Below are 21,129 nucleotides of genomic sequence, written 5' to 3'. Positions count from 1 at the left end.
CATTGCGCTCGGCACGGTCGTTGCTGCGCTCACGGCGGTTGTTGCGATCGCGGCGGTTGTTGTTGCGCTCGCGGCGCTCCTCGCGGGCTTCACCGTTGCCTTCAGCGGCCTCGGCCTTTGGCTCGGCGTTCGCTGCTGGCTGCTCGGCGGGGGCTTCTGCCTTGGCCTTGGAGTTGCGGCGCTGGCGCGGAGCCTTCTGCTCTGCCGGGGCTGCTTCGGTTTCGCTGGCAGCTTCCGGCGCCTCGGTCTTCGCTTCGGCGGCGACCGGGGCCTTGCCCGAGTCGGTCACGCGGCGCGATGGGCGGCGGGTGCGCACTGGCTTCTGCTCGGCGGCAGCTGGCTCGGCGGCTGGCTGTGCCTCAGGCGCTGCTTCGGCCTCGACCTTGGCTTCTGCCTTCGGTGCGCGGCGGGAGCGGGCCTTGGTTTCCTTTGGCTGCTCGGCTGGAGCTGCCGCTGTTCCGGTGTCAGCCTTGGCGGCCTTGGCGTCCTTGGCGGCAACGGAGCCGCCACGCTGGTGATCGCCGATGGCCTTGACCAGGTCGGCTTTGCGCATTCGCGATCCGCCGGTAATGCCCAGCTGCGAAGCCAGCTGCTGGAGCTGGGTCATCTTCAAAGAGGCCAGACCGGCGCTCTTGGTTTCGGAAGTCTTGGTGTCCACGCCTTCGTTGAGGCTCGTGGTTTCGGTCACGAAAGTTCCTTCTGACTCGTAGGATGGGCCGCTTCTAGGCAGGCCCACTGTGCCGTAAATGTTGTGCAGCAGCCGAAGATTTCATGGTTGCTCCACGCTCCACCGAGCGAGCCCAGGGTTCAGGGCACTAAACTGCGGTGGAATATGAGGAAACTGATATCTCGACGGCACGAGGCTGTGCATGAATGTGGGATATCAAAGGTGCTGTGAACGGCAGGAAGATCCGGAACGGCTGGACGGACAAAATGGGGTTCAAGAACCGAACTTATCCGCAGCAACACTGGCCAAAAGGGATTTGAACCGGGTAACGACCCAGCAATCCGGCCTGCCATAGTGCTACAGCACTTCTACTGTAACACCGTTGGCGGCCAGCGTGGGAACTTCCGCACGCCACGACACCGTGGAATGGGCAGAAAATTCGTCAATCCTGGCCAGCACCTCGGCCACCTGCGCGTCGCCGGCCACCAAGGTCAGCACGGTTGGCCCGGCCCCGGAAACCACCGCGGCCAGTCCGGCCTCGCGCAGCGTTGCGATCAGCGCGGCGCTCTGCGGCATGGATGCCGCGCGGTAGTCCTGGTGCAGATAGTCCTTGGTGCCGGCCAGCAGCACCGACGGGTCGTTGCTCAAGGCATGAATCAGCAGCGCAGCGCTCGCGCTGTTGGCGGCGGCGATGGAGTGGTCCACCTGGGCGGGCAGGGCGCCGCGGGCCACCTCGGTGGACAGCCCGTTGGAGGGGATGGCCAGCACCGCGCGCAAATCCTGGTGCAAGGGAACCTGCACCGAGCTGAAGCTGCCATCGGCGCTGGTGGAGGAAATGCTCAGGCCGCCAAAAACGGCCGGTGCCACATTATCGGGGTGGCCTTCCCACTGGGCGGCGGCCTGGAAGACCGCTTCGGTGCCGCCGCGCGATCCTTCGGGCAGCAGCGCGTCGGCCGCGGCGTAGGCGGCAACAATGGCCGCCGCCGAAGAGCCCATGCCGCGGGCGTGCGGAATGCGGTTGTGGGCGATCAGCTGCACCCCGGCCGCTTCAAATCCTGCCTTGCCCCAGTAGCGGCGCATTTCCTTGATGATCAGGTGCGATTCATCCGTCGGCAGCTCGCCAGCACCCTCGCCGTCAATCTGCACGCTGCTGGACTGGGCGGTGCGCACTTCCAGTCGGTCCCGGTATTCCAGGGCCAGGCCCAGCGAGTCAAAGCCCGGGCCAAGGTTGGCGGAGGTGGCGGGCGGGCAAACGATCAGGTGCTGGCCGGGGGCGATCTGCGCAGTCATGGTTCCTTCAGTGTCAGAACAGGTCAAGGGTTAATGGACCACGGCCCGCCGCGGCTGACGGCTGATCCCAGCGGGATCGCTTCTGCGCGCGGCGGGCCGTGTGGTGCCGGGGCTTCCCGGCAAGAGGTTCTAGGCCAGGCCCAGTGCGCCGGCGACCTCGACCACGTCGAAGGCCACCTTCTTCGGCGCGACCTCGGAGCCATCGGCCTGCTTCAGGGCCCAGTCCGGGTCCTTCAGGCCGTGGCCGGTGACGGTGATGACGATCTTCTTGCCGGTGGGCACGTTGCCTGCGGCGTGGTGCTTGAGCAGTCCGGCCACGCCGGCGGCCGAAGCTGGCTCCACGAATACGCCTTCGCGGGCCGAGAGCCAGCGGTGCGCTTCGAGGATCTGCTCATCGGTCACCGAGTCGATCTGCCCGCCGGACTCGTCGCGGGCCGCCTCGGCCTGTTCCCAGGAGGCAGGGTTGCCGATGCGGATGGCGGTGGCGATGGTGTCGGGTTCGGTGATCGGGTGCCCGGCCACGATCGGCGCGGCGCCGGCGGCCTGGAAGCCCCACATGATCGGGTTCTTGGTCGAAACCGGTTCCAGTTCCTTGCCCGCCTCGTTGGTCCACGCCGAGGAGTACTCCTTGTAGCCCTTCCAGTACGCGGTGATGTTGCCCGCGTTGCCCACTGGCAGCAGGTGGTAGTCCGGAGCGTCGCCCAGGAAGTCGACGACCTCGAAGGCGCCGGTCTTCTGGCCCTGGATGCGGGCCGGGTTCACCGAGTTGACCAGGAACACCGGGTAGTTTTCGCTCAGCTTGCGGGCCACTTCAAGGCAGTTGTCGAAGTTGCCGTCGATCTGGATGATGTCCGCGCCGTGGGCGATGGCCTGGGAGAGCTTGCCCATGGAGATCTTGCCGTCCGGCACCAGCACCGCGCACTTCAGGCCGGCCTGGGTGGCGTAGGCCGCGGCCGAGGCGGAGGTGTTGCCGGTGGAAGCGCAGACCACGGCCTTGGCGCCGGCGGCGACCGCGGCGGTCATCGCCATGGTCATGCCGCGGTCCTTGAAGGATCCGGTCGGGTTCATGCCCTCGACCTTGAGGTACACCTCGTTGCCGGTGTGAGCCGACAGGGCCGGGGCGTAGACCAACGGGGTTCCACCCTCGCCCAGGGTGATGACCTTGGTGTTCTCGTCGACTGGCAGGCGTTCGGCATATTCGCGGATTACTCCGCGCCACTGGTGAGCCACGTTAGTTTCCTTCAACTCGCATAACGGATAGTACTGAATGCACCGCGTCCAAGGCCTTGAGTGCTTCGACGGTGCTGGCCAGGGCCGATTCGGTGCCCTGGTGGGTGAGGATGCGCAGCTGCGCGCCGGAGTGCGCGTCGCCCTGCTGGCTCATCGACTGGATCGACACGCCATGCTCGCCAAAGACGGTGGCGATGGCCGCGAGCACCCCGGACTGGTCCTTGACCGACAGGCCGATCCAGTAGCGGGTGGTGATCGCGTCGAAATCCAGCATCCGCGGGCGCTGGTGCACCGAGCCGTTGGGCAGCGGCGCGCCGGCGGCGATCTGCCGTGCCACGGCGACCACGTCGCCCATCACGGCGCTGGCGGTGGCGTTGCCTCCGGCCCCGGCGCCGTAGAACATCAGGTCCCCGGCGTTTTCGGCTTCGACGAAGACCGCGTTGAAGGCCCCGTGAACGGTGGCCAGCGGGTGGCCGCGGCGGATCAGCGCCGGGTAGACGCGCACCGAAATGCCTGCGTCGCCCTGTTCGGCGATGGCCAGCAGCTTGATCACGTAGCCGGCCTCGGCAGCGGCGGCCACATCCTCGGCGGTGACCTCGGTGATGCCTTCGGTGGAAACCTGTTCCGAGGAGATGCTGGTGTGGAAAGCCAGCGAGGCGAGGATGGCGGCCTTGGCCGCGGCATCGTGCCCTCCCACGTCGGCGGTCGGATCGGCTTCGGCGTATCCCAGCGCCTGGGCTTCGGCCAGCACGTCGCCAAAGGCCGCGCCGGTGGTGTCCATGGCGTCCAGGATGAAGTTGGTGGTGCCGTTGACGATGCCCATCACCTTGGTGATGTGGTCCCCGGCCAGCGAATCGGCGATCGGGCGCAGGATCGGGATGGCCCCGGCCACGGCGGCCTCATAGCGCAGCTGGGCGCCGCTGCCTGCGGCCACCTCGTTCAGCTCCGCGCCCTTGAGCGCGATCAGCGCCTTGTTGCCGGTGACCACGCTGGCGCCCTTGGACAGGGCGGCGGCGATGTACTGCCCGGCCGGGTCCAGCCCGCCGAGCAGCTCGATGACCACATCGGCCTGTTCGATCAGTGCCAGCGCATCGGTGGTGAAAAGCTCCTTGGGCAAGTCCACATCACGCTTGGTCTCCAGGTTGCGCACCGCAATGCCGATCAGCTGCAGTCCGGCACCCGAGCGGGATGCCAGTTCATTCGCGTCTTCCAGCAGGATCCGGGCCACCTGGGCTCCGACCGTGCCGCAACCCAGCAGGGCTACCTTCAGGTTCTTTTCGCCGCTCAATTAAACTCCCATGTCGCGGGCTAGCAAGTCGTCTTCGGTTTCCCTGCGCACGATCAGGCGGGCTTGGCCATCGCGTACCGCTACCACCGCGGGGCGGGTGAGGTAGTTGTAGTTGCTCGACAGGGCCCAGCAGTAGGCGCCGGTGGCCGGAACCGCGAGCAAGTCGCCAGCGGCCACGTCTTCGGGCAGGTAAACGTCCTTCACGACTATGTCACCTGACTCGCAATGTTTCCCAACTACGCGAGAAATAATTGCGTCGCTTTGCGTCATACGGCCAGCGAGCACGGCGGTGTATTGCGCGTCATAGAGCACCGGGCGCGGGTTGTCGCTCATGCCGCCATCCACCGAAATGTAGCGGCGCTCGAACAGCTCTCCGCTGGCGTCTTCCACCTGGACGTCCTTGCGGACTCCGGCCTCGTAGAGGGTGAAGGTGGTTGGGCCGGCAATGGCGCGGCCCGGCTCGATCGAGATGCGCGGGCAGTCCAGCGCCAGTTCCTGGCAGGTCGCGGCAACGACCTCGGCCATCTGGCTGGCCAGCTTCGCAGGGGTGGAGGGGTGGTCCTCGGAAGTGTAGGCGATGCCGTAGCCGCCACCCAGATCCAGCTCGGGCAGCGCCACCTGGTGGATCTCGCGGATCTGCGCGAGCAAGCCCAGCATGGTGCGCGCGACCATGGCGAAGCCCTCGGCCTCGAAGATCTGCGAACCGATGTGGGCGTGCAGGCCCAGCAGGTTCACGTTCTTTGCCTCGATGGCACGAGCCACCGCGCGCAATGCCGGCGAGGTGCCGGTGGCATCGGCCAGGATCGACAGCCCGAATTTCTGGTCCTCATGGGCGGTGGCGATCGCCTCATGGGTCGAGGCGTGCACTCCCGGGGTGATGCGCAGCATCACTTCCGCGGTGCGGCCCAGGGAGCCGGCCAGGGTGATGACGCGTTCGAGCTCGTCGAGCGAATCAATGACGATGCGCCCGACGCCCATGGTGATGGCCCGGGTGATCTCCGCGGCGGACTTGTTGTTTCCGTGCAGCGAGAGATTCGCCGCGGGAACGCCGGCGGCCTGGGCCACCGCCAATTCGCCGCCGGAGCAGGTGTCCAGGCGCAGCCCCTCATCGGTCACCCAGCGGGCCACCTCGGTGCAGACAAAGGCCTTGCCGGCGTAGTAGACGTCTACTGCCCCGCACAACTCCTTGAACGCCTGGTCGAAGGCGGTCTTGAAACCGCGGGCACGGGCGCGGAAGTCGTTCTCGTCGAGCACAAACAGCGGCGTGCCGAATTCTTCGGCGAGCGCGCTGGCAGTGATGCCCTGGACGGACAGTTCGCCGCTAGCTTCGCGGGAAACCCCCGAAGCCCATTCGATCTGGCGAAGCGCGTTGATGTTTTCGGGGAATTGCAGCCATTGCGGGGCTAGCGGCGATACGGCCATCGGCTATTTACATCCTCTCTGGGGCGGAAACGCCCAGCAGTTCCAATCCATTTGCCAAGACGGTGGTGGCGGCGTCGTTCAGCCACAGGCGGGTGCTGTGAACTGGTGCGATCGCCTCGTCCTCAGCCACCGGGGTGATGCGGGTTGCGGCGTACCAGGAGTGGTAGGCGCCGGCGACCTGCTCCAGGTAGCGGGCAATGCGGTGCGGTTCGCGGAATTCAGCGGCGCCTGCGACCACCGAGGGGAACTGGCCGAGCACTGCCAGCAGCTCGTTTTCGGTTGGGTCGGTGAGCAGCGCGGCATCGAACTCGTCGCGGGTCACTCCCTTGGCGGCGGCATTGCGGGCCGCGGCAGCCGAGCGGGCGTGGGCATACTGCACGTAGAACACCGGGTTGTCGTTGGAGTTCTTCTTCAGCTGCTCCGGGTCCAGCGCGATCGGCGAATCAGCCGGGAAGCGGGCCAGCGAGTAGCGCAGCGCGTCGGCACCGATCCAGTTGATCAAATCGCGCAGCTCGATGATGTTGCCGGCGCGCTTGGAGAGCTTGGCGCCGTTAACGCTGATCAGCTGGCCGATCAGCACCTCGATGTTCTTTTCCTTGTCATCCCCCGCGCAGGCGGCAATGGCCTTGAGACGGTTGACGTAGCCGTGGTGGTCGGCTCCCAGCAGGTAGATCTTCTCTTCGAAGCCGCGGTCCTTCTTGGACAGGTAGTAGGCGGCGTCGGCAGCGAAGTAGGTCGGCTCGCCATTGGCGCGGATCAGCACGCGGTCCTTGTCATCGCCGAAGTCGGTGGTGCGCAGCCAGACGGCGCCCTCCAAATCGAAGATGTGGCCCTGTTCGCGCAGGCGGGCTACGGCATCGGCCACGGCCCCGCCTTCGTGCAGGGCGGTCTCGGAGAAGTACACGTCGAAGCTGACGCCGAAGTCGGCCAGGGTCGACTTGATGTCTGCCAGCTGCGCCTTGTAGGCGGCATCGCGCAGCGCCGGGATGGCTTCGGCTTCTTCCAGTTCGCCCAATTGCGGGTTCTGGGCCAGGACGATATCGCCCAGTTCCTTGATGTATTCGCCTGGGTAGCCGCCCTCGGGAACCGGCAGGCCGTGGATGCGGTTGTAGACCGAGCGGGCAAAGACGTTCATCTGGTTGCCGGCGTCGTTGATGTAGTACTCGCTGGTGACCGAGGCGCCCGAAGCGCGCAGGACGCGCGAGATCGCATCGCCCAGGGCAGCCCAGCGGGTGTGGCCGATGTGCAGCGGACCGGTCGGGTTCGCCGAAACGAACTCCATGTTGACCACGTGGCCGGCCAGGGCCTGGTTGCTGCCATAGGCTGCACCGGCGTCGACGATGGTGCGGGCCAGCTCGCCGGCCGCGCCAGCTTCGAGGGTAATGTTCAAAAAGCCAGGGCCTGCGATGTCCACGGCACCGACTCCTGGAACCTCGGCAAGGCGTCGGGCAAGGATCTGCGCGAAGTCGCGCGGGGCCATGCCAGCCTTCTTGCCCAGTTGCAGCGCGATGTTGGTTGCCCAGTCACCGTGCTCACGGCTCTTGGGACGGTCGACACGCACGGTGTCTGGAACCTCAACGGAGATTTCACCAGCGGCGACGGCTTCGGTGAGGCATGCGGATATTGCTGCGGAGAGTTCTTCAGGAGTCACCGTTCAAGAATACCGGTAATTGCACCGCATGTTCAGCATTCATGACTCCCCCAAGGCTGTGAGGCTTGCCGGGTTCGGTGACTTTTGCAACACAGCACAACCTGGCTGCTCGAATTGCGCAGATCAGCACACCACCTGATAGTATTTCTTCTGTTGCCCAGCAACACGCCTCTGTAGCTCAGTGGATAGAGCGTCTGCCTCCGGAGCAGAAGGTCGAAGGTTCGATTCCTTTCAGGGGCACCAGCAAATTGCAGGTCCTGGTTCATCCGGGCCTGCAATTTTTTTATTCCCGGATCGCCGTTTTCCCCATCCCCTGGAGAGCAAGAACTAGCGCTGATCGTACGCCTGGTGCTTATCTTGGGGCATGAGCCAATCAGCTAATGCCCATCCCGGCGAACCTCATGACCTGAATTTCGCCGAACGCCTCAACTGGCTGCGTGCCGGGGTGCTCGGCGCTAACGACGGCATTGTCTCGGTGGCGGCGACCGTCGTAGGCGTAGCAGGAGTCACCAACCAGTCAGCCCCAATCTTCATTGCCGGAATGGCCGCGGTGATCGGCGGTGCCATCTCCATGGCACTGGGCGAGTATGTTTCGGTCAGCAGCCAGCGGGATTCCCAGCGCGCCCTGGTGGAGAAGGAACGCCAAGAGCTCGCCGAAGATCCCGAGGCGGAACTCGCTGAGCTTGCCGGCATCTACCAGGCGAAGGGGCTGAGCCGGCAAACCGCGATGCAGGTGGCCACCGAACTGACCGCACACGATCCGCTGGCAGCCCATTTGTCGGCAGAGCTGAATATCGACGAAGAAGAAGAGGCCAACCCGTGGCATGCGGCCTATGCTTCCGCCGCGGCTTTCGTGGTTGGCGCGATATTGCCCATGCTTGCCATCATGCTGCCACCGCAACAGATCCGCATTCCCGTGACCTTTGCCGCGGTGCTCGTTGCCCTGGCGCTCACCGGAACGCTCGGCGCCTACATCGGTGGAAGCTCCAAACGGGTCTCAGCGCTCCGGCTGGTAATCGGTGGCGCGCTGGCCCTGGCCGCGACGTTCTTTGTTGGCTCACTGCTCGGCTCCAGCGGAATGATCTAGAGCAAACGCACTCGCCGCTTCGCTTGGTGGCCAGGCAGACACGGCATATCCTTTTAACGAAGGGAATCATCGATGACTCGCTGTGTAGTCTGATGCCATGGCACGCATGGAATCAGCTCCGCACGATCTAATCGTCGCCGTCCACCAAGGCGTTGATGTTTCTTTTGCCGGGCTCAATCTAAGCACGGGCCTCCCGCCTTGGCACCTTGAATCCGAAGACTGCGATGTCGGGTTCACTTCAAGTTTCGAGTTCACGCTGCGCGCTGTGCCCAATGAAATGACCCGCCAACTCGATGCGGACTTCAGCAGCAAGAAAGAGGCCTGGAAGGCTCAGCTCGAAGAGCGTGGAGCAAGCATCGCCGGAAGTGCACCGCCACTGCCGAGTGATAAATTTTTCGAGCGCATCGAAGCTGAAGTGACAGACGATTTGGGCACGGAATACATGTGGGTCGGTGGTGAGACAGCCTCGCTTGAATCGCCTTGGGAAGCCACGTGGATCTACGCCCCTGCTCCCCCGCAAGAAGCCGGGCATTTGGTCCTGGATTTTATCGCGGAGGGCCTTAAGACCGGCCATTCCTGCACCTTGGATCTGAGGTCTTAGCACCATGTGCATGGATGACTCATCGCTCACCTTTATGGAAGCGACGCGGCAGGATTCGCAATGCATTGACCATGCTGCGAGAATCTGGGCGCAAGCTGCCGCGCAACGCGATCGCAAGCCCACGCCAACAGACGGCAGCCAAGCGCTTGCTGGAGTTCAACGTCGCTTGGCGCTGCCGGAAGCCAGGCTCGTGATGGCATCCAAGGACGAAGTTCCGGCAGGATTTAGATCGCCTCACCCCACGATGGCTATCTGGAAATTTACTACGTCGCCGTTGCGCCCGATTTCTGGGGCCAAGGCATTGCGCGAGTTTTGCTTTCCGAGGTGGACCGCCATGCAGCGAGCGCCGGTCACGTGGAACTCCGCTTATGGGTTATTGCCGATAATTCGCGTGCGATCGAGCTGTACCTGTCCTGCGGATACCAGCACACTGGCCAGGAACTCATTGATGAAACCTCGGGTCGAATCGAGTTCCTATTGCGAAAGAAGCTGAGCCGAGAACCTGGTTAACGCAGCAAGGGCTTTGCCGACCTCGAGGGTCAGGCAAAGCCCTTGCAGCTGTTCGCTGTAATTACTGGAGCATGGTCTTGTCGTCGAGCTGCGCGCCCTTGATCTTCCCGAACTCGTCGAGCAGGTCCTTGACGGTCATCTTGGACTTCTCTTCCTGGTTCAAATCCAGGATGATCTGCCCATCGTGCATCATGATCAAGCGGGTGCCCAGGGCGAGCGCCTGTTCCATATTGTGCGTGACCATCAGGGTGGTCAGCTGGTGGCGTTCCACAATTTCCTTGGTCAAGCGCGAGACCAGCGCCGCACGCTGCGGATCCAGGGCGGCGGTGTGCTCATCAAGCAGCAGGATCTTCGGCTTGGAGAACGTCGCCATGAGCAGGCTCAGCGCCTGGCGCTGGCCGCCGGAGAGCAGCCCCACCTTGGTTTTCAGGCGCTTTTCCAGCCCGAGTTCCAGGCTCTTGAGCTCCTCGACAAACAGTTCCCGGCGCTTGGCTCCCACACCCAAGCCCAGCCCGCGGAAACGTCCGCGGGCGTAGGCCAGGGCCATGTTCTCCTCGATGGACATGGTCGGGGCGGTTCCGGCCATCGGGTCCTGGAAAACGCGGCCGATGTATTTGGCGCGCTGGTAATCGGCCAGCTTGGTGACATTCTTGCCGCCGATGGTCACCGAGCCGGCATCCGGCTGCAGCTTGCCTGCCACCATATTCAGCACCGTGGACTTGCCAGCGCCATTGGAGCCGATGACGGTGACGAATTCTCCGTCAACCAGGTTCAGGTTGATGTTGCGCAGTGCCTTGCGCTCGTTCACGGTTCCGGGGAAGAACGTACGCGACAGGTTCTTGATTTCAAGCATTGGTGCGAACCTCTTCCTTGGATTCGGTAACGGGTTGCGGGCGCTTCGTGAAGGTCTTGATGATCTTCTGGAAGCCCTTCCACTTCGGCAGCAGCAGCGCGACCACCACGAGCACCGCGGAAATCAGCTTCATGTCGTTGACCTGCAGGCCGGCAGAGAGTGCCAGCTGGATGACCAGGCGGTAGATCACCGCGCCGAAGACCACGGCGATGGCAGCGAGCCAGATGTAGCGCTGGGTGAAGATGGCCTGGCCGACGATGACCGAAGCCAGGCCGATCAGGATCAGGCCAATGCCCATGCCGATATCGGCGAAGCCCTGGTACTGGGCGATTACCGCGCCGGACAGGGCCACCAGGCCATTGGACAGCGCCAGGCCCAGGATTTTCTGGTTGTCGGTGCTCACGCCGAAGGAGCGGATCATTTCCTGGTTGTCGCCGGTGGCACGCATGGCCATGCCCAATTCGGTATGCAGGAACCAGACGATCACCGCAACAAATGCCAGGCACACGGCGAAGAAAATCGCGACCGATGACCAGGATCCGAGGATGCCCGAGGCGCGCATCGGGCTGATCAGGGTCTGTTCCCCGAGCAGCGGCGTATTGGCCTTGCCCATGATGCGCAAATTAATCGAGTACAGCGCGATCATGGTCAAAATACCGGCGAGCAGGCCATCAATCTTGCCCTTGGTATGCAGCAGGCCGGTGATGACACCGGCAACCATGCCGGCGAAGAAGGCCAGCACCGTGGCCAGCCATGGGTTCATCCCGTTCACGATGCCGACCGAGGCAACGGCGGCACCGGTGGTGAAGCTGCCATCGACGGTCAGGTCGGGAAAGTCCAGGATACGGAAGGTCAGGTACACCCCGAGCGCCATGATGGCGTAAATCAGGCCGAGTTCAACCGCTGTGATCATGTGTGGATCCTTGAGTTGTAAGTTTTGCGAGTAGTCACGACGAAAGGCGAGGCATCAGGTTATGCGCCCCGCCTTGCGTCGGTAAGTTGTTGCCGGGGTTTAGTAAACCTCGACGGCTTCCTTCTTCATCTCATCGGTGAATTCAACGCCGACCTTCTTGGCGGCCTTTTCATTCAGGTAGAGATCAACCTCGGAGATGGTCTCCACTGGCAGGGTTGCCGGTTCGGCTTCGCCCTTGAGGATCTTCACGGCCATGGCGGCGGTCTGCTCGCCCAGCTTCTCGTAGTTGATTCCGTAGGTTGCCGTGGCGCCGCGCTTGACGGACTCGCCATCAGCGGAGATCACCGGGACGTTGTTCTTCTCGGCGACCTGCAGCAGGCCTTCCAGAGCGGAAACCACTGCGTTATCGGTTGGCACGTAGTATGCATCCACATCCAGCGAGCTGGCAGCCTGCTGGACTTCGCTCGATGCCGATACTGCGGCCTTCTCGATGGTCAGGCCCAGGGACTTGGCCGCTTCCTCAGCCATCTTCACCTGGACAGCCGAGTTGGCTTCACCCGAGGAGTAGACGATTCCGACCTTCTTGGCATCAGGCGCCAGATCCTTGAGCAGCTGCAGCTGCTCGTCGACCGGGTTCATGTCCGAGGTGCCGGTGACGTTGGCGCCGGGCGCTTCGTTGGAGGCTACCAGCTTGGCATCTACCGGGTCGGTGACGGCGGAGAAGAGCACTGGAACGTTGGTGATCGCCTGCGCTGCAGCCTGGGCCGAAGGGGTGGCAACTGCCAAAACCAGGTCGATATCCGAATCGGCGGCAAGCTTGCCGGCGATCGAGGTGTTGGTTGCCTGATCGGTTTCGGCGTTGTTCATGTCGTATTCGATCTTGTCGCCGGTGTAGCCGGCTTCTTCCATGCCAGCCTTGAAACCGGTAACTACAGCGTCAAGCGAAGGGTGCGAGACGAACTGGGAAATGCCGATCTTGACGGCGTCATCGCCGCCAGCAGCAGTGCCCCCGTCGCCACTGCCGCCACAAGCGGTCAAGGCCAGTGCACCAGCTGCTGCGATAGCAGCGAATTTCATGGCGGTGAAGCTCTTCATTGAAGTTCCTTTCAAAGTTCCCTTGCGAGTGAATCCCACCGATAGCGCGGATGCCCGGTTATGAAGCGCAACAGCTGCGCAGCATGCGGGAACCGTCCAGGCAACACGTCGATGATTACCCTCGATCTTACATGTGAACGACCTCACCTTGACTACGATCAAGGTCGATTCCCAGACGTTTGCATCTTGATCTGGATTCTAGTGGACACAAATGATCCGGATTGCGCCAGTATCTGGAAGTTTTGTATTTCTCGGCCTTAAGTTGTCGACAATTGCTTGGACAATCTGAAAATTTGACTCTTGGCGCACTACTCCCCAAGGCGCATTTTTGGTGTCGACCCGGGCTTCGGCCCGGCGGCCACCACGAATGCGCGTGGCGCGAATAGAATGGGAACATCATGGCGCTTAGCATTACGTATCCCGAAGCCCTCCCGGTCTCATCCCGTCGCGCAGACATCCTCAAGGCGGTGCGCGAAAACCAGGTAGTAGTCATTGCCGGCGAAACCGGTTCGGGCAAAACCACCCAGCTGCCCAAAATGCTCATCGAACTCGGCCTGGCCGAGCAGGGCATGATCGGGCACACCCAGCCCCGGCGCCTCGCCGCGCGCACCGTCGCCGAGCGCATTGCCGAGGAAATGGGCACGCAGATCGGTGACGAAGTCGGCTTCCACGTGCGCTTCACCGGCGAAGTTTCGCGCAATACCAAGCTGAAGGTCATGACCGACGGCATCCTGCTGGCCGAAATCCAGCGCGACCGCCTGCTGAGAAAATATTCGGCGATCATCATCGACGAGGCCCACGAGCGCAGCCTGAATATCGACTTCCTGCTCGGATACCTCAAGCAGATCATGCCCCGGCGCCCCGAGCTGAAGATCATCATCACTTCGGCCACCATCGACCCGGAACGATTTGCCGCGCACTTCGGGACGCCGCTGCCATCGGGCGAGATTGAACCGGCCCCGATCATCGAGGTCTCCGGGCGCACCTTCCCGGTGGAACTGCGCTACCGGCCACTGCAGGCCGAAGCCGAGCTGGACGCCGAGAACGCCGACGAGAATTCCCTGGAAGAAGAGCGCGACCCGCTCGATGCGGTCACCGACGCGGTCAAGGAGCTGTCCCGCGAAGCCCCGGGCGACATCCTGATCTTCTTCTCCGGCGAACGCGAAATCCGCGACGCCGCCGAGGCCCTGCGCGCCCTGGTCGCCTCCAATAAGCGCCTGCCGCGCTACGAGGTGCTGCCGCTGTTCGCCCGGCTGTCGCTGGCCGAGCAGCACCGGGTCTTCCACCCGGGCGGCGCCCCGCGCATCATCCTGGCCACCAACGTGGCCGAAACCTCGCTGACCGTGCCGGGCATCAAGTACGTGATCGATACCGGCACCGCCCGCATCTCGCGCTACTCGCACCGCACCAAGGTGCAGCGGTTGCCGATCGAGCGTGTTTCGCAGGCCAGCGCCAACCAGCGATCGGGGCGTTGCGGCCGTGTCTCCGAGGGCATCGCGATCCGCCTGTACTCCGAGCCCGACTACCAGGCGCGCCCCGAATTCACCGACCCGGAAATCCTGCGCACCAACCTGGCCAGCGTGATCCTGCAGATGATCTCCATGGGCGTGGTCTCCTCCGCCACCGAGGTGGCCCAGTTCCCCTTTGTGCAGCCGCCCGAAGCCCGCGCCATCACCGATGGCGTGAACCTCCTGCGCGAGCTCGGCGCCCTGGAATCCACCAAGGCCGCCAAGCTCACCGATATCGGGCGCAAGCTGGCCCAGTTGCCGCTGGATGTGCGCCTGGGCCGAATGATCGTGGAGTCCGCGGATCGCGGCGTCGCCAAGGAGCTCATGGTGCTGGCCGCCGGGCTGAGCATCCAGGATCCGCGCGAGCGCCCCAGCGAGGAGACCGGGCAGCGCGAGCGCGCGGTTCAATTGCACAAGCGCTTCGCCGACGAGAAGTCCGACTTCATCGCGCTGCTGAACCTGTGGGCCTACCTGCAGGAACAGCAAAAGCAGCTGTCCTCCTCGGCCTTCCGCAGGTTGTGCAAGTCCGAATTCATCAACTACCTGCGCGTTCGCGAATGGCAGGATCTGTTCACCCAGCTGCGCCAATTGGCCAAGCCGCTGGGCATTACCGTGGCGGCCGCGCCGATCGATCCGGCGGGCAATGAGGACCAGGTCCACAAGTCGCTGCTGGCCGGGCTGCTGGGGCATATCGGCCTTTACGATGAGCGCAAGCGCGATTATCTGGGCGCGCGCGGCACCCGTTTTGCGATCTTCCCCGGATCGGGGCTGTTCAAGAAGTCCCCCACCTGGGTCATGTCCGCCGAGCTGGTGGAAACTTCGCGCCTCTGGGCCCGGGTAAATGCGGCCATCGCGCCCGAATGGGTGGAAGAAGTAGCCCCGCATCTGCTCAAGCGCACGCACTCCGAACCGCACTGGTCCAAGCGCACCGGCTCGGTGATGGGCTATGAGAAGGTCACGCTCTTTGGCCTGCCGATCATTCCCCGCCGCCAGTTCCACTACTGGCGCGTTGATCCTCTCCTGGCGCGCGAGCTGTTCATCCGCCACGCGCTGGTCGAGGGCGATTGGCGGACCCACCACAAGTTCTTCGCCAAGAACCAGGCGCTGCTCGAAGAAGTGGAAGAGCTCGAAACCCGCATGCGCCGGCATGATTTGCGGATCAGCGACGATGACCTCTTCGCGTTCTACGACGCCCGGGTCGGCGCCCAGGTTTATTCCGAGCGGCACTTCGACCGCTGGTGGAAGAAGGCCCGGGCCACCGATCCGGCGCTGCTGGACTTTGATCCCGAAGCCCTGCTGGCCGACGGCGGGGAACTGGACGAAACGCTGTTCCCGACCACCTGGCAGCTTGGTTCCATCCACCTGCCGCTGAGCTACGAATACAACCCTGCCGCCGCCGGCTCCGAGGGCGACGGCGTGTCGCTCAGCGTTCCGGTGGTGTTCTTGAACCAGCTGGATCCGGCGCGATTCGCCTGGCTGATCCCGGGCCTGCGCCACGAGCTGATCACCGCACTGATCCGCTCCATGCCCAAGTCGATTCGCAAGAACTTCGTGCCCGCCCCGGATGTGGCGGCCAAGGCGCTTGAAATGCTCAACACCGACTTCGATCCGTCCGCCGACGATCTGGCCGAATCCCTGGCGCTGGTATTGCGCCGGCTGCGCGGCATGGTGGTCGACCCGGCGGTCTTCGACTTCGCCACGCTGCCGCCGCACCTGCGCTTTGGCTTCACCATCACCGACGCTTCGGGCAAGGTGCTCGGCCAGGGCGATGACCTGGCCGCCCTGCAGTACAAATTCGCCGCCGCCAACCGGACCGCCCTGGCCAGCGGGGTCAACTCCCCCGGTGCCGGGAAACCCGGCAAGCCCGGCAAGCCCGTGGCTGCTGCCAGCCAGCGCAAGAAGGCCCAGGCTTCGGCGGCCACCGGCGCCTGGGACCAGAAGGCCCTGGAGACCTGGCCGCAGCTGGAGTCCTCGGGCCAGACCCTGGGCGATACCCTGCCGGCCAAGGTGACCACCACCGTGATGGGCCAGCAAATCACCGCCTACCCGGGGCTGGACGATAACGGCAGCACCGTGGATTTGACGGTCTTCCGCAGCGAAGCCGAGCGCGATGCCGCCCACCGCTCCGGCGTGATCCGATTGCTGATGCTGCGCCTGCCGCCGGCGGCAAAATTCGTGATCTCGCACCTGAACAACGCGGAGAAGCTGGTCTTCACGCAGAACCCGCATGGCTCGATCGACAAATTGATCGCCGACTGCACCATGGCCGCGGTCGATCAGCTGGTTCCCGAGTCGCTGCCGATGAACCGGGCAGGCTTCGAGGCCCTCTTTGAAGCGGTGCGCGCCGAGCAGATCGACACCATCTTCACGATCACCGCGATCGTGGCCAAGGTGTTCGGCGCCTCCACCCGCATCAACAAGGATTTGAAGAGCACCAAGTCCCTGGCCATGTTCGCGGCGGTCACCGATATCCGTTCACAGCTGGAGCAGCTGATTTATCCGGGGTTCATCGCCGCCACGGGAGCGGCGAATCTGATGCGCCTGCCGCGCTATGTGGCCGGCGTCGAAAAGCGCCTGGAGAAGCTGCGCGCAGGTGCGGTCACCCGCGACTCCCAGGCGCTGGTGGTGATCCAGAAGCTGGAAGACGAGTACGACAGCGCGCTGGAGAAGGTGCCACAGGGCGCACGCGTCCCGGCGCTGCTGGCGCAGGTGAAGTGGATGCTGGAGGAAATGCGCATCTCGCTCTTTGCCCAGGAGCTGGGGACGGCCTATTCGGTGAGCGAAAAGCGCATCCGCAAGGCGATGAAGGACGGGCTGGCGCAGCTGTAGCGTGCAGGGGTGCCGGCCACGCTGTCAGGCCCCGGGCACGAACTCGCCGTGGCCGTCGGCGACCAGCCCGTCGCGCAGCTTCTGCGCATTATTGTCCATCGCCTGCGGATCCGGGTTGTCGGCCGCATTGGACAGGTCGAAATCCGCCAGCGAATTGGTCGGCCACACGTGCACATGCAGGTGCGGAACCTCGAAGCCGGCGATCATCAGCCCGGCACGCTGCGCGCCGAAAACCCGCTTCTGGGTCTGCCCGATCTTCTGCGCCACCAGGGTCAGGTGCGTGAGCAGCTGCTCGGAGGCATCGGTGAACTCGTCGACCTCCTCGCGCGGCACCACCAGGGCGTGGCCATCGGAGAGCGGGCCGATGGACAGGAACGCCACGCAGGTTTCGTCCTGCCACACGAACCGGCCGGGGATCTGCCCCTGGATAATCTTGCTGAACAGCGTGCTCATGGCAGCCTTTCGTCGGGTTGCGGAAATCTAGTGGCGGTGCTTTTCGTCGCTGGTGGCGATCGGCGCCTGCGGGTAGGAGCAGTACTCGGACCAGCTGCCTGGATACAGTCCGAGTTCGATCCCGGCGCTGGCAGCGGCCAGCACCTGGTGGGCCGCGGTAATCCCGGAGCCGCAGTAGGCGGCCGATCCGGGCTGCTGCGCCCCCAGCTTTTCAAAGGCGGCCCGCAAGGCTTCCGGGCCGTAGAAGCGGGCCTGCTCATCGAGGTTGTCGGTGGTCGGGCGGTTCAGCGCGCCGGGAATGTGGCCGGCTACCGGATCCACCGGCTCGGTGATCCCCAGATACCGTACGGTGGCCCGTGAATCGATCAAGACCCCGTCCAGGGATTCCAGCTCGTCGAAGTCCACCACCGGCATCCGCCCCCAGGACAGCGACACCGTTCCGGGGCTCACCTCGGGGGCTTGCGTGGAGATCGGCCCCGCGGCCTGCCTCCAAGCCTCCAGTCCCCCGTCGAGCACCTGCACCTGCTCGAACCCCGCATGGCGCAGCAGCCACCAGGCCCGGGCCGCGGCCAGCGCGCCAGAATCGTCGTACACCACCACGTGGCTCTGCGGGTTGATCCCCCAGCGCCGGGCGGCCGCTTCGAAGTCCGCGGGCAATGGCAGCGGGTGCCGCCCGGTATGTTCGCCCACCGCGCCCGACAGCTCCCGCTCCATATCGACAAACACCGCACCGGGAAGATGCCCGAGCGCATACTCTTGCGCGCCGTCATCCCGTCCGAGCACCCACCGGACATCAAGCAGGACGCACTCGCCAGGAAGCAGGGCCTTCAGCTCTTGGGCGGAAATCAACGGGTTCATCTGCGCTACCTTGCTACGAGTTCTTCGACTTTGTATTCGGCGCCATTCTCCAGGCGCGCAAACTGGCTGCCAGCGCGTTCGGCGATCGCACCCAGCTGGCGATCAAACAGCGCGACACCACGTTCATTGAGCAGCCCATCGTGGATGGGCACCCAGGCCTCCGCCTTGACCGCCGTCGCGAAGTCCGCGGCCTCCGACATCTTCGCCCAGGGCGCCATGACCGGAAGCAGCAGCACGTCCACCGGCACGCCGACCGGGACGTGGTAGCTGTCGCCCGGGTGGTAGACCACCGGCTGGCCCACCGCGTGGTCGCCGAGCAGGTAGCCGACGTTGGCGACAAGATCGATCGAATGGTGGATTGTGGCATGCGTACCACCGGTGGCGCGCACCTTGATCCCGCCGACGATGAAGTCCGCGCCGGCGCACACCGTGTGCACCTGGGCCGCGGCGGCCGAAGGAAGCTGCTCGCGCAATTCCCGGGCCAGCGCCGCGGGTGCGTAGAGCTCTAAAACAGAGTTGGCTGCAAGCGCCTGGACGATCGCATTCCGGTCGGCATGATCCGCATGCTCATGAGTCACCAGCACCGCGTGCTTGCCTTCGAATACGCCAGTCAGATCGGAAAAGACGCCAGGATCCAGCAGCAGCGAACCGTCGATCGTGCTCAGTTCTATACAAGAATGGCCTCTGGTTTTGATACGCATATCCATAGCGTAGGCTTCGCGCCCCGCCCGTGCCAGCCACAGACACGCATCATCTGGGAAAGTTGGCTAAAATTGAGAGGAAGTACAGGTGATCGGCCGAGCAGACAGGCCCTTTGCCGACCCGCGACGAAGTCAAGGAATGGTGCACGTAGATGTCCCAGCCAGAAACCCGGATCACCAAGCAGCGATTGGCTGTTACGCAGGCCTTGAGCGAGATCGACGATTTCGCTACGGCCCAGCAGCTTCACCGCTGGTTGCAGGATTCCGAGAAGAAGGTTTCCCTGGCCACCGTTTACCGCCTGCTGCAGTCCATGGCTGATGACGGCCTGCTCGATGTCCTTCGCAGCGGCGATGGCGAAGCCCGCTTCCGCCAGTGCGTCACTGAAACCCACCACCACCATCTCGTGTGCCGGTCATGCTCCAAGACCGTCGAGGTTCAAGCCCCTTCGGTGGAACGCTGGGCTGCGAGGGTTGCTGCTGAACACGATTTTTCCGAGCCCGAACACACCGTCGAGATCTATGGCATCTGCGCTGAATGCCGCGCCAAAGCACTCTCCTGAAGCTTGAATTCCCCTCAGCTTCCAAGCCAATACAATCGCTGACTGGTAACTTTACCGTGTTCTAAAAGTTATCCACCCGCAACCAAACCATCGAAGACATATTCTAATAACTGGCGTAAAATAAGAACATGTCCGAAACCACGATCCCCCCAGCGCAAACCCCCAACCCCGAAAACCACGACGGATTCACCGCCGTGGTCAAAGGACTGGAAACCAGCCTGGCACACATCGAGGAACACGGAACCACCGAGGAATGCCTCACCAGCATCGCCCGCCTGGAACGCGCCATCTCCTCCCTGCGCTACCACCAAGCAGCCCTCGCCCACCAAACCGAAATCAACGTCGTCCACCAGAACGCCACCCGCGGCAACCTCAAGCAGCTGAACCGCGGCACCGCCGCCACCATAGCCCTCGCCCGCAAAACAGACCCCCACGGCTACCGCGAATACCTCGAAAACTGCCGCATCCTCTTCAACGACACCCCGCACCTGGCCGCGGCCTACAGCCGCGGCGAATTCACCGAAGCCCAAATGCGCGCCATCCTCACCCCGCTGCGCATCCTCAAAGCCGAACGCCGCACCGAATTCGATCAGCTGTACGCCAAGAACCCCCGACTGTTCGCCAACCAGGGCACCAGGAAAATCAGCGACACCGTCAAGGACTTCACCTACGCCTACGCCTCGGACGACCAGTGCAAAGAACAAAAAAGCGCCGAAGAGCAACGCCGCATCAAATTCACCGCGCACCCGGACACCGGCATGATGAGCCTCCACGCCGAACTGCCCATCATCGCCGGCCTGGCCCTGAAAAACGACATCAAGGCAAAATCCACAAGCCTCAAAGCCCACGGCGACCCGCGCACCCGCGCGCAAATCGAAGCCGACTACCTCTCCAGCTTCTGCACCAGCCCGGATGCAACAGTGCCCGTGAACATGAACGTCGCGCTGGTCATGACCGACAAGACCCTCTTCCTCGGCGACCGGCAGCCAGCCTACCTCGACGGCTACGGGGTCATCGCCCCGCAATACGCGCGCGAGCTGGTCGCCGGCAAGGAAATCCTGAACAACATGACCCTCGCGGAAATGGCCACCACCCGGCCCCCGGCCTTCATCGACACCCTGGAAGCGAGCATCGAGCTGATCCGCCTCTATACCGCTCCCGGGGACCGGGAGCTGATCGCGATGGACTCCACCGCACGGATCTTCCCGGAGAAAATGAAGAAGTTCATCAGAACCCGGGACCGGCGCTGCCGCACCCCCTTCTGCGACGGGATGATCGAGGAAATCGACCACGTCACCCAGGCCTGCCTGGGCGGGCACACCTGCGTGGTCAACGCCGATGGACGGTGCAAGTTCTGCAACCAGGCCAAGGAAACCCCTGGATGGCAGGAAATTGTCATCTCCCGGGGGCCGCACCGGATGAAGATCGCTACCGGAATGGGGCCGACGTATCATTCGACCGCGCCGCCGGCGACAGGTTTTGCGCATCAGCCCTACCCGCAGTGCATGAGCGAAGCTGACTGGGTGCGTTCCTTCGAGGACTGGCTGAACCGGCCGCCGGACACCGGGAGCAGTCCGCCGGATATCGAGGATATCCCTGCCTGATCGGGGCTA

17 protein-coding genes and 1 tRNA gene are annotated in these 21,129 nt (G+C 63.8%); 6 read left to right on the top strand and 12 right to left on the bottom strand.

Features of this window, described 5'->3' with window-relative positions:
- The 6 genes from H6F58_RS10280 to argS form a co-directional block, all read right to left on the bottom strand.
- On the bottom strand, positions 1–688 hold a 688-nt coding region (locus H6F58_RS10280; protein ID WP_348536388.1), incomplete at its 3' end, for a Rho termination factor N-terminal domain-containing protein.
- A gap of 336 nt (positions 689–1,024) precedes the next feature.
- Positions 1,025–1,957, bottom strand: a complete 933-nt coding sequence (gene thrB / locus H6F58_RS10275; RefSeq protein WP_195181709.1) for a homoserine kinase — start codon at positions 1,955–1,957, stop codon at positions 1,025–1,027.
- A 129-nt stretch (positions 1,958–2,086) separates the two neighbouring features.
- A complete protein-coding gene (thrC, locus tag H6F58_RS10270; RefSeq protein WP_060701282.1) occupies positions 2,087–3,187 on the bottom strand; it encodes a threonine synthase in 1,101 nt (366 codons plus the stop codon).
- Position 3,188: 1 nt separating this feature from the next.
- Positions 3,189–4,475 (bottom strand): homoserine dehydrogenase, encoded by a 1,287-nt coding sequence (locus tag H6F58_RS10265; protein WP_060701281.1) that lies wholly within the window; start codon positions 4,473–4,475, stop codon positions 3,189–3,191.
- On the bottom strand, positions 4,476–5,897 hold the full coding sequence (gene lysA, locus H6F58_RS10260) for a diaminopimelate decarboxylase (protein ID WP_195181708.1): 1,422 nt from the start codon (positions 5,895–5,897) through the stop codon (positions 4,476–4,478).
- A 7-nt stretch (positions 5,898–5,904) separates the two neighbouring features.
- On the bottom strand, positions 5,905–7,548 hold the full coding sequence (gene argS / locus H6F58_RS10255) for an arginine--tRNA ligase (protein ID WP_060701279.1): 1,644 nt from the start codon (positions 7,546–7,548) through the stop codon (positions 5,905–5,907).
- A gap of 167 nt (positions 7,549–7,715) precedes the next feature.
- On the opposite strand from argS, the gene H6F58_RS10250 reads away from it, so the two are divergent.
- The 3 genes from H6F58_RS10250 to H6F58_RS10240 all read left to right on the top strand — a co-directional run bounded on the left by H6F58_RS10250 (position 7,716) and on the right by H6F58_RS10240 (position 9,236).
- Positions 7,716–7,791, top strand: a tRNA-Arg gene (locus H6F58_RS10250).
- Between the two features lie 121 nt (positions 7,792–7,912).
- The gene (locus H6F58_RS10245; RefSeq protein WP_060701278.1) at positions 7,913–8,635 is read left to right on the top strand and encodes a VIT family protein; all 723 of its coding nucleotides are present in this window, start codon (positions 7,913–7,915) and stop codon (positions 8,633–8,635) included.
- A gap of 97 nt (positions 8,636–8,732) precedes the next feature.
- Positions 8,733–9,236 (top strand): hypothetical protein, encoded by a 504-nt coding sequence (locus tag H6F58_RS10240; protein ID WP_206693611.1) that lies wholly within the window; start codon positions 8,733–8,735, stop codon positions 9,234–9,236.
- Between the two features lie 571 nt (positions 9,237–9,807).
- Here the strand turns inward: H6F58_RS10240 and H6F58_RS10230 are convergent.
- The 3 genes from H6F58_RS10230 to H6F58_RS10220 form a co-directional block, all read right to left on the bottom strand.
- A complete protein-coding gene (locus H6F58_RS10230) occupies positions 9,808–10,599 on the bottom strand; it encodes an ABC transporter ATP-binding protein (protein WP_195181706.1) in 792 nt (263 codons plus the stop codon).
- Positions 10,592–11,512, bottom strand: a complete 921-nt coding sequence (locus H6F58_RS10225; RefSeq protein ID WP_171919862.1) for an ABC transporter permease — start codon at positions 11,510–11,512, stop codon at positions 10,592–10,594. Before H6F58_RS10225 ends, H6F58_RS10230 begins: the two co-directional genes overlap by 8 nt.
- A 99-nt stretch (positions 11,513–11,611) precedes the next feature.
- Entirely contained in the window at positions 11,612–12,607 is a 996-nt protein-coding gene (locus tag H6F58_RS10220; protein WP_171919861.1) for an ABC transporter substrate-binding protein, read from the bottom strand.
- A 398-nt stretch (positions 12,608–13,005) separates the two neighbouring features.
- Here H6F58_RS10220 and hrpA point away from each other — a divergent pair, with 398 nt between their 5' ends.
- The gene (hrpA, locus tag H6F58_RS10215; protein WP_195181705.1) at positions 13,006–16,944 is read left to right on the top strand and encodes an ATP-dependent RNA helicase HrpA; all 3,939 of its coding nucleotides are present in this window, start codon (positions 13,006–13,008) and stop codon (positions 16,942–16,944) included.
- A 24-nt stretch (positions 16,945–16,968) separates the two neighbouring features.
- Here hrpA and H6F58_RS10210 read toward each other — a convergent pair whose 3' ends face one another.
- The 3 genes from H6F58_RS10210 to H6F58_RS10200 are packed head-to-tail and all read right to left on the bottom strand — an operon-like array spanning position 16,969 to position 18,956.
- On the bottom strand, positions 16,969–17,397 hold the full coding sequence (locus tag H6F58_RS10210; RefSeq protein ID WP_146274854.1) for an HIT family protein: 429 nt from the start codon (positions 17,395–17,397) through the stop codon (positions 16,969–16,971).
- A 27-nt stretch (positions 17,398–17,424) separates the two neighbouring features.
- A complete protein-coding gene (locus tag H6F58_RS10205; RefSeq protein WP_195181704.1) occupies positions 17,425–18,255 on the bottom strand; it encodes a sulfurtransferase in 831 nt (276 codons plus the stop codon).
- A gap of 5 nt (positions 18,256–18,260) precedes the next feature.
- Entirely contained in the window at positions 18,261–18,956 is a 696-nt protein-coding gene (locus H6F58_RS10200) for an MBL fold metallo-hydrolase (protein ID WP_206693610.1), read from the bottom strand.
- 152 nt (positions 18,957–19,108) lie between these two features.
- Here H6F58_RS10200 and H6F58_RS10195 point away from each other — a divergent pair, with 152 nt between their 5' ends.
- Together H6F58_RS10195 and H6F58_RS10190 are read left to right on the top strand one after the other, a co-directional pair.
- Complete coding sequence (locus H6F58_RS10195) at positions 19,109–19,516, top strand: Fur family transcriptional regulator (RefSeq protein ID WP_146274851.1); 408 nt, start codon at positions 19,109–19,111, stop codon at positions 19,514–19,516.
- A 128-nt stretch (positions 19,517–19,644) separates the two neighbouring features.
- Positions 19,645–21,120, top strand: a complete 1,476-nt coding sequence (locus H6F58_RS10190; protein ID WP_195181702.1) for a DUF222 domain-containing protein — start codon at positions 19,645–19,647, stop codon at positions 21,118–21,120.
- The last annotated feature ends 9 nt before the right edge of the window (positions 21,121–21,129 follow it).

Source organism: Glutamicibacter sp. FBE19 (assembly GCF_015524875.1).
GTDB lineage: Bacteria > Actinomycetota > Actinomycetes > Actinomycetales > Micrococcaceae > Glutamicibacter > Glutamicibacter halophytocola.
Note: the sequence above shows the minus strand (reverse complement) of the source record. Positions and strands in the feature narration are given on the sequence as shown.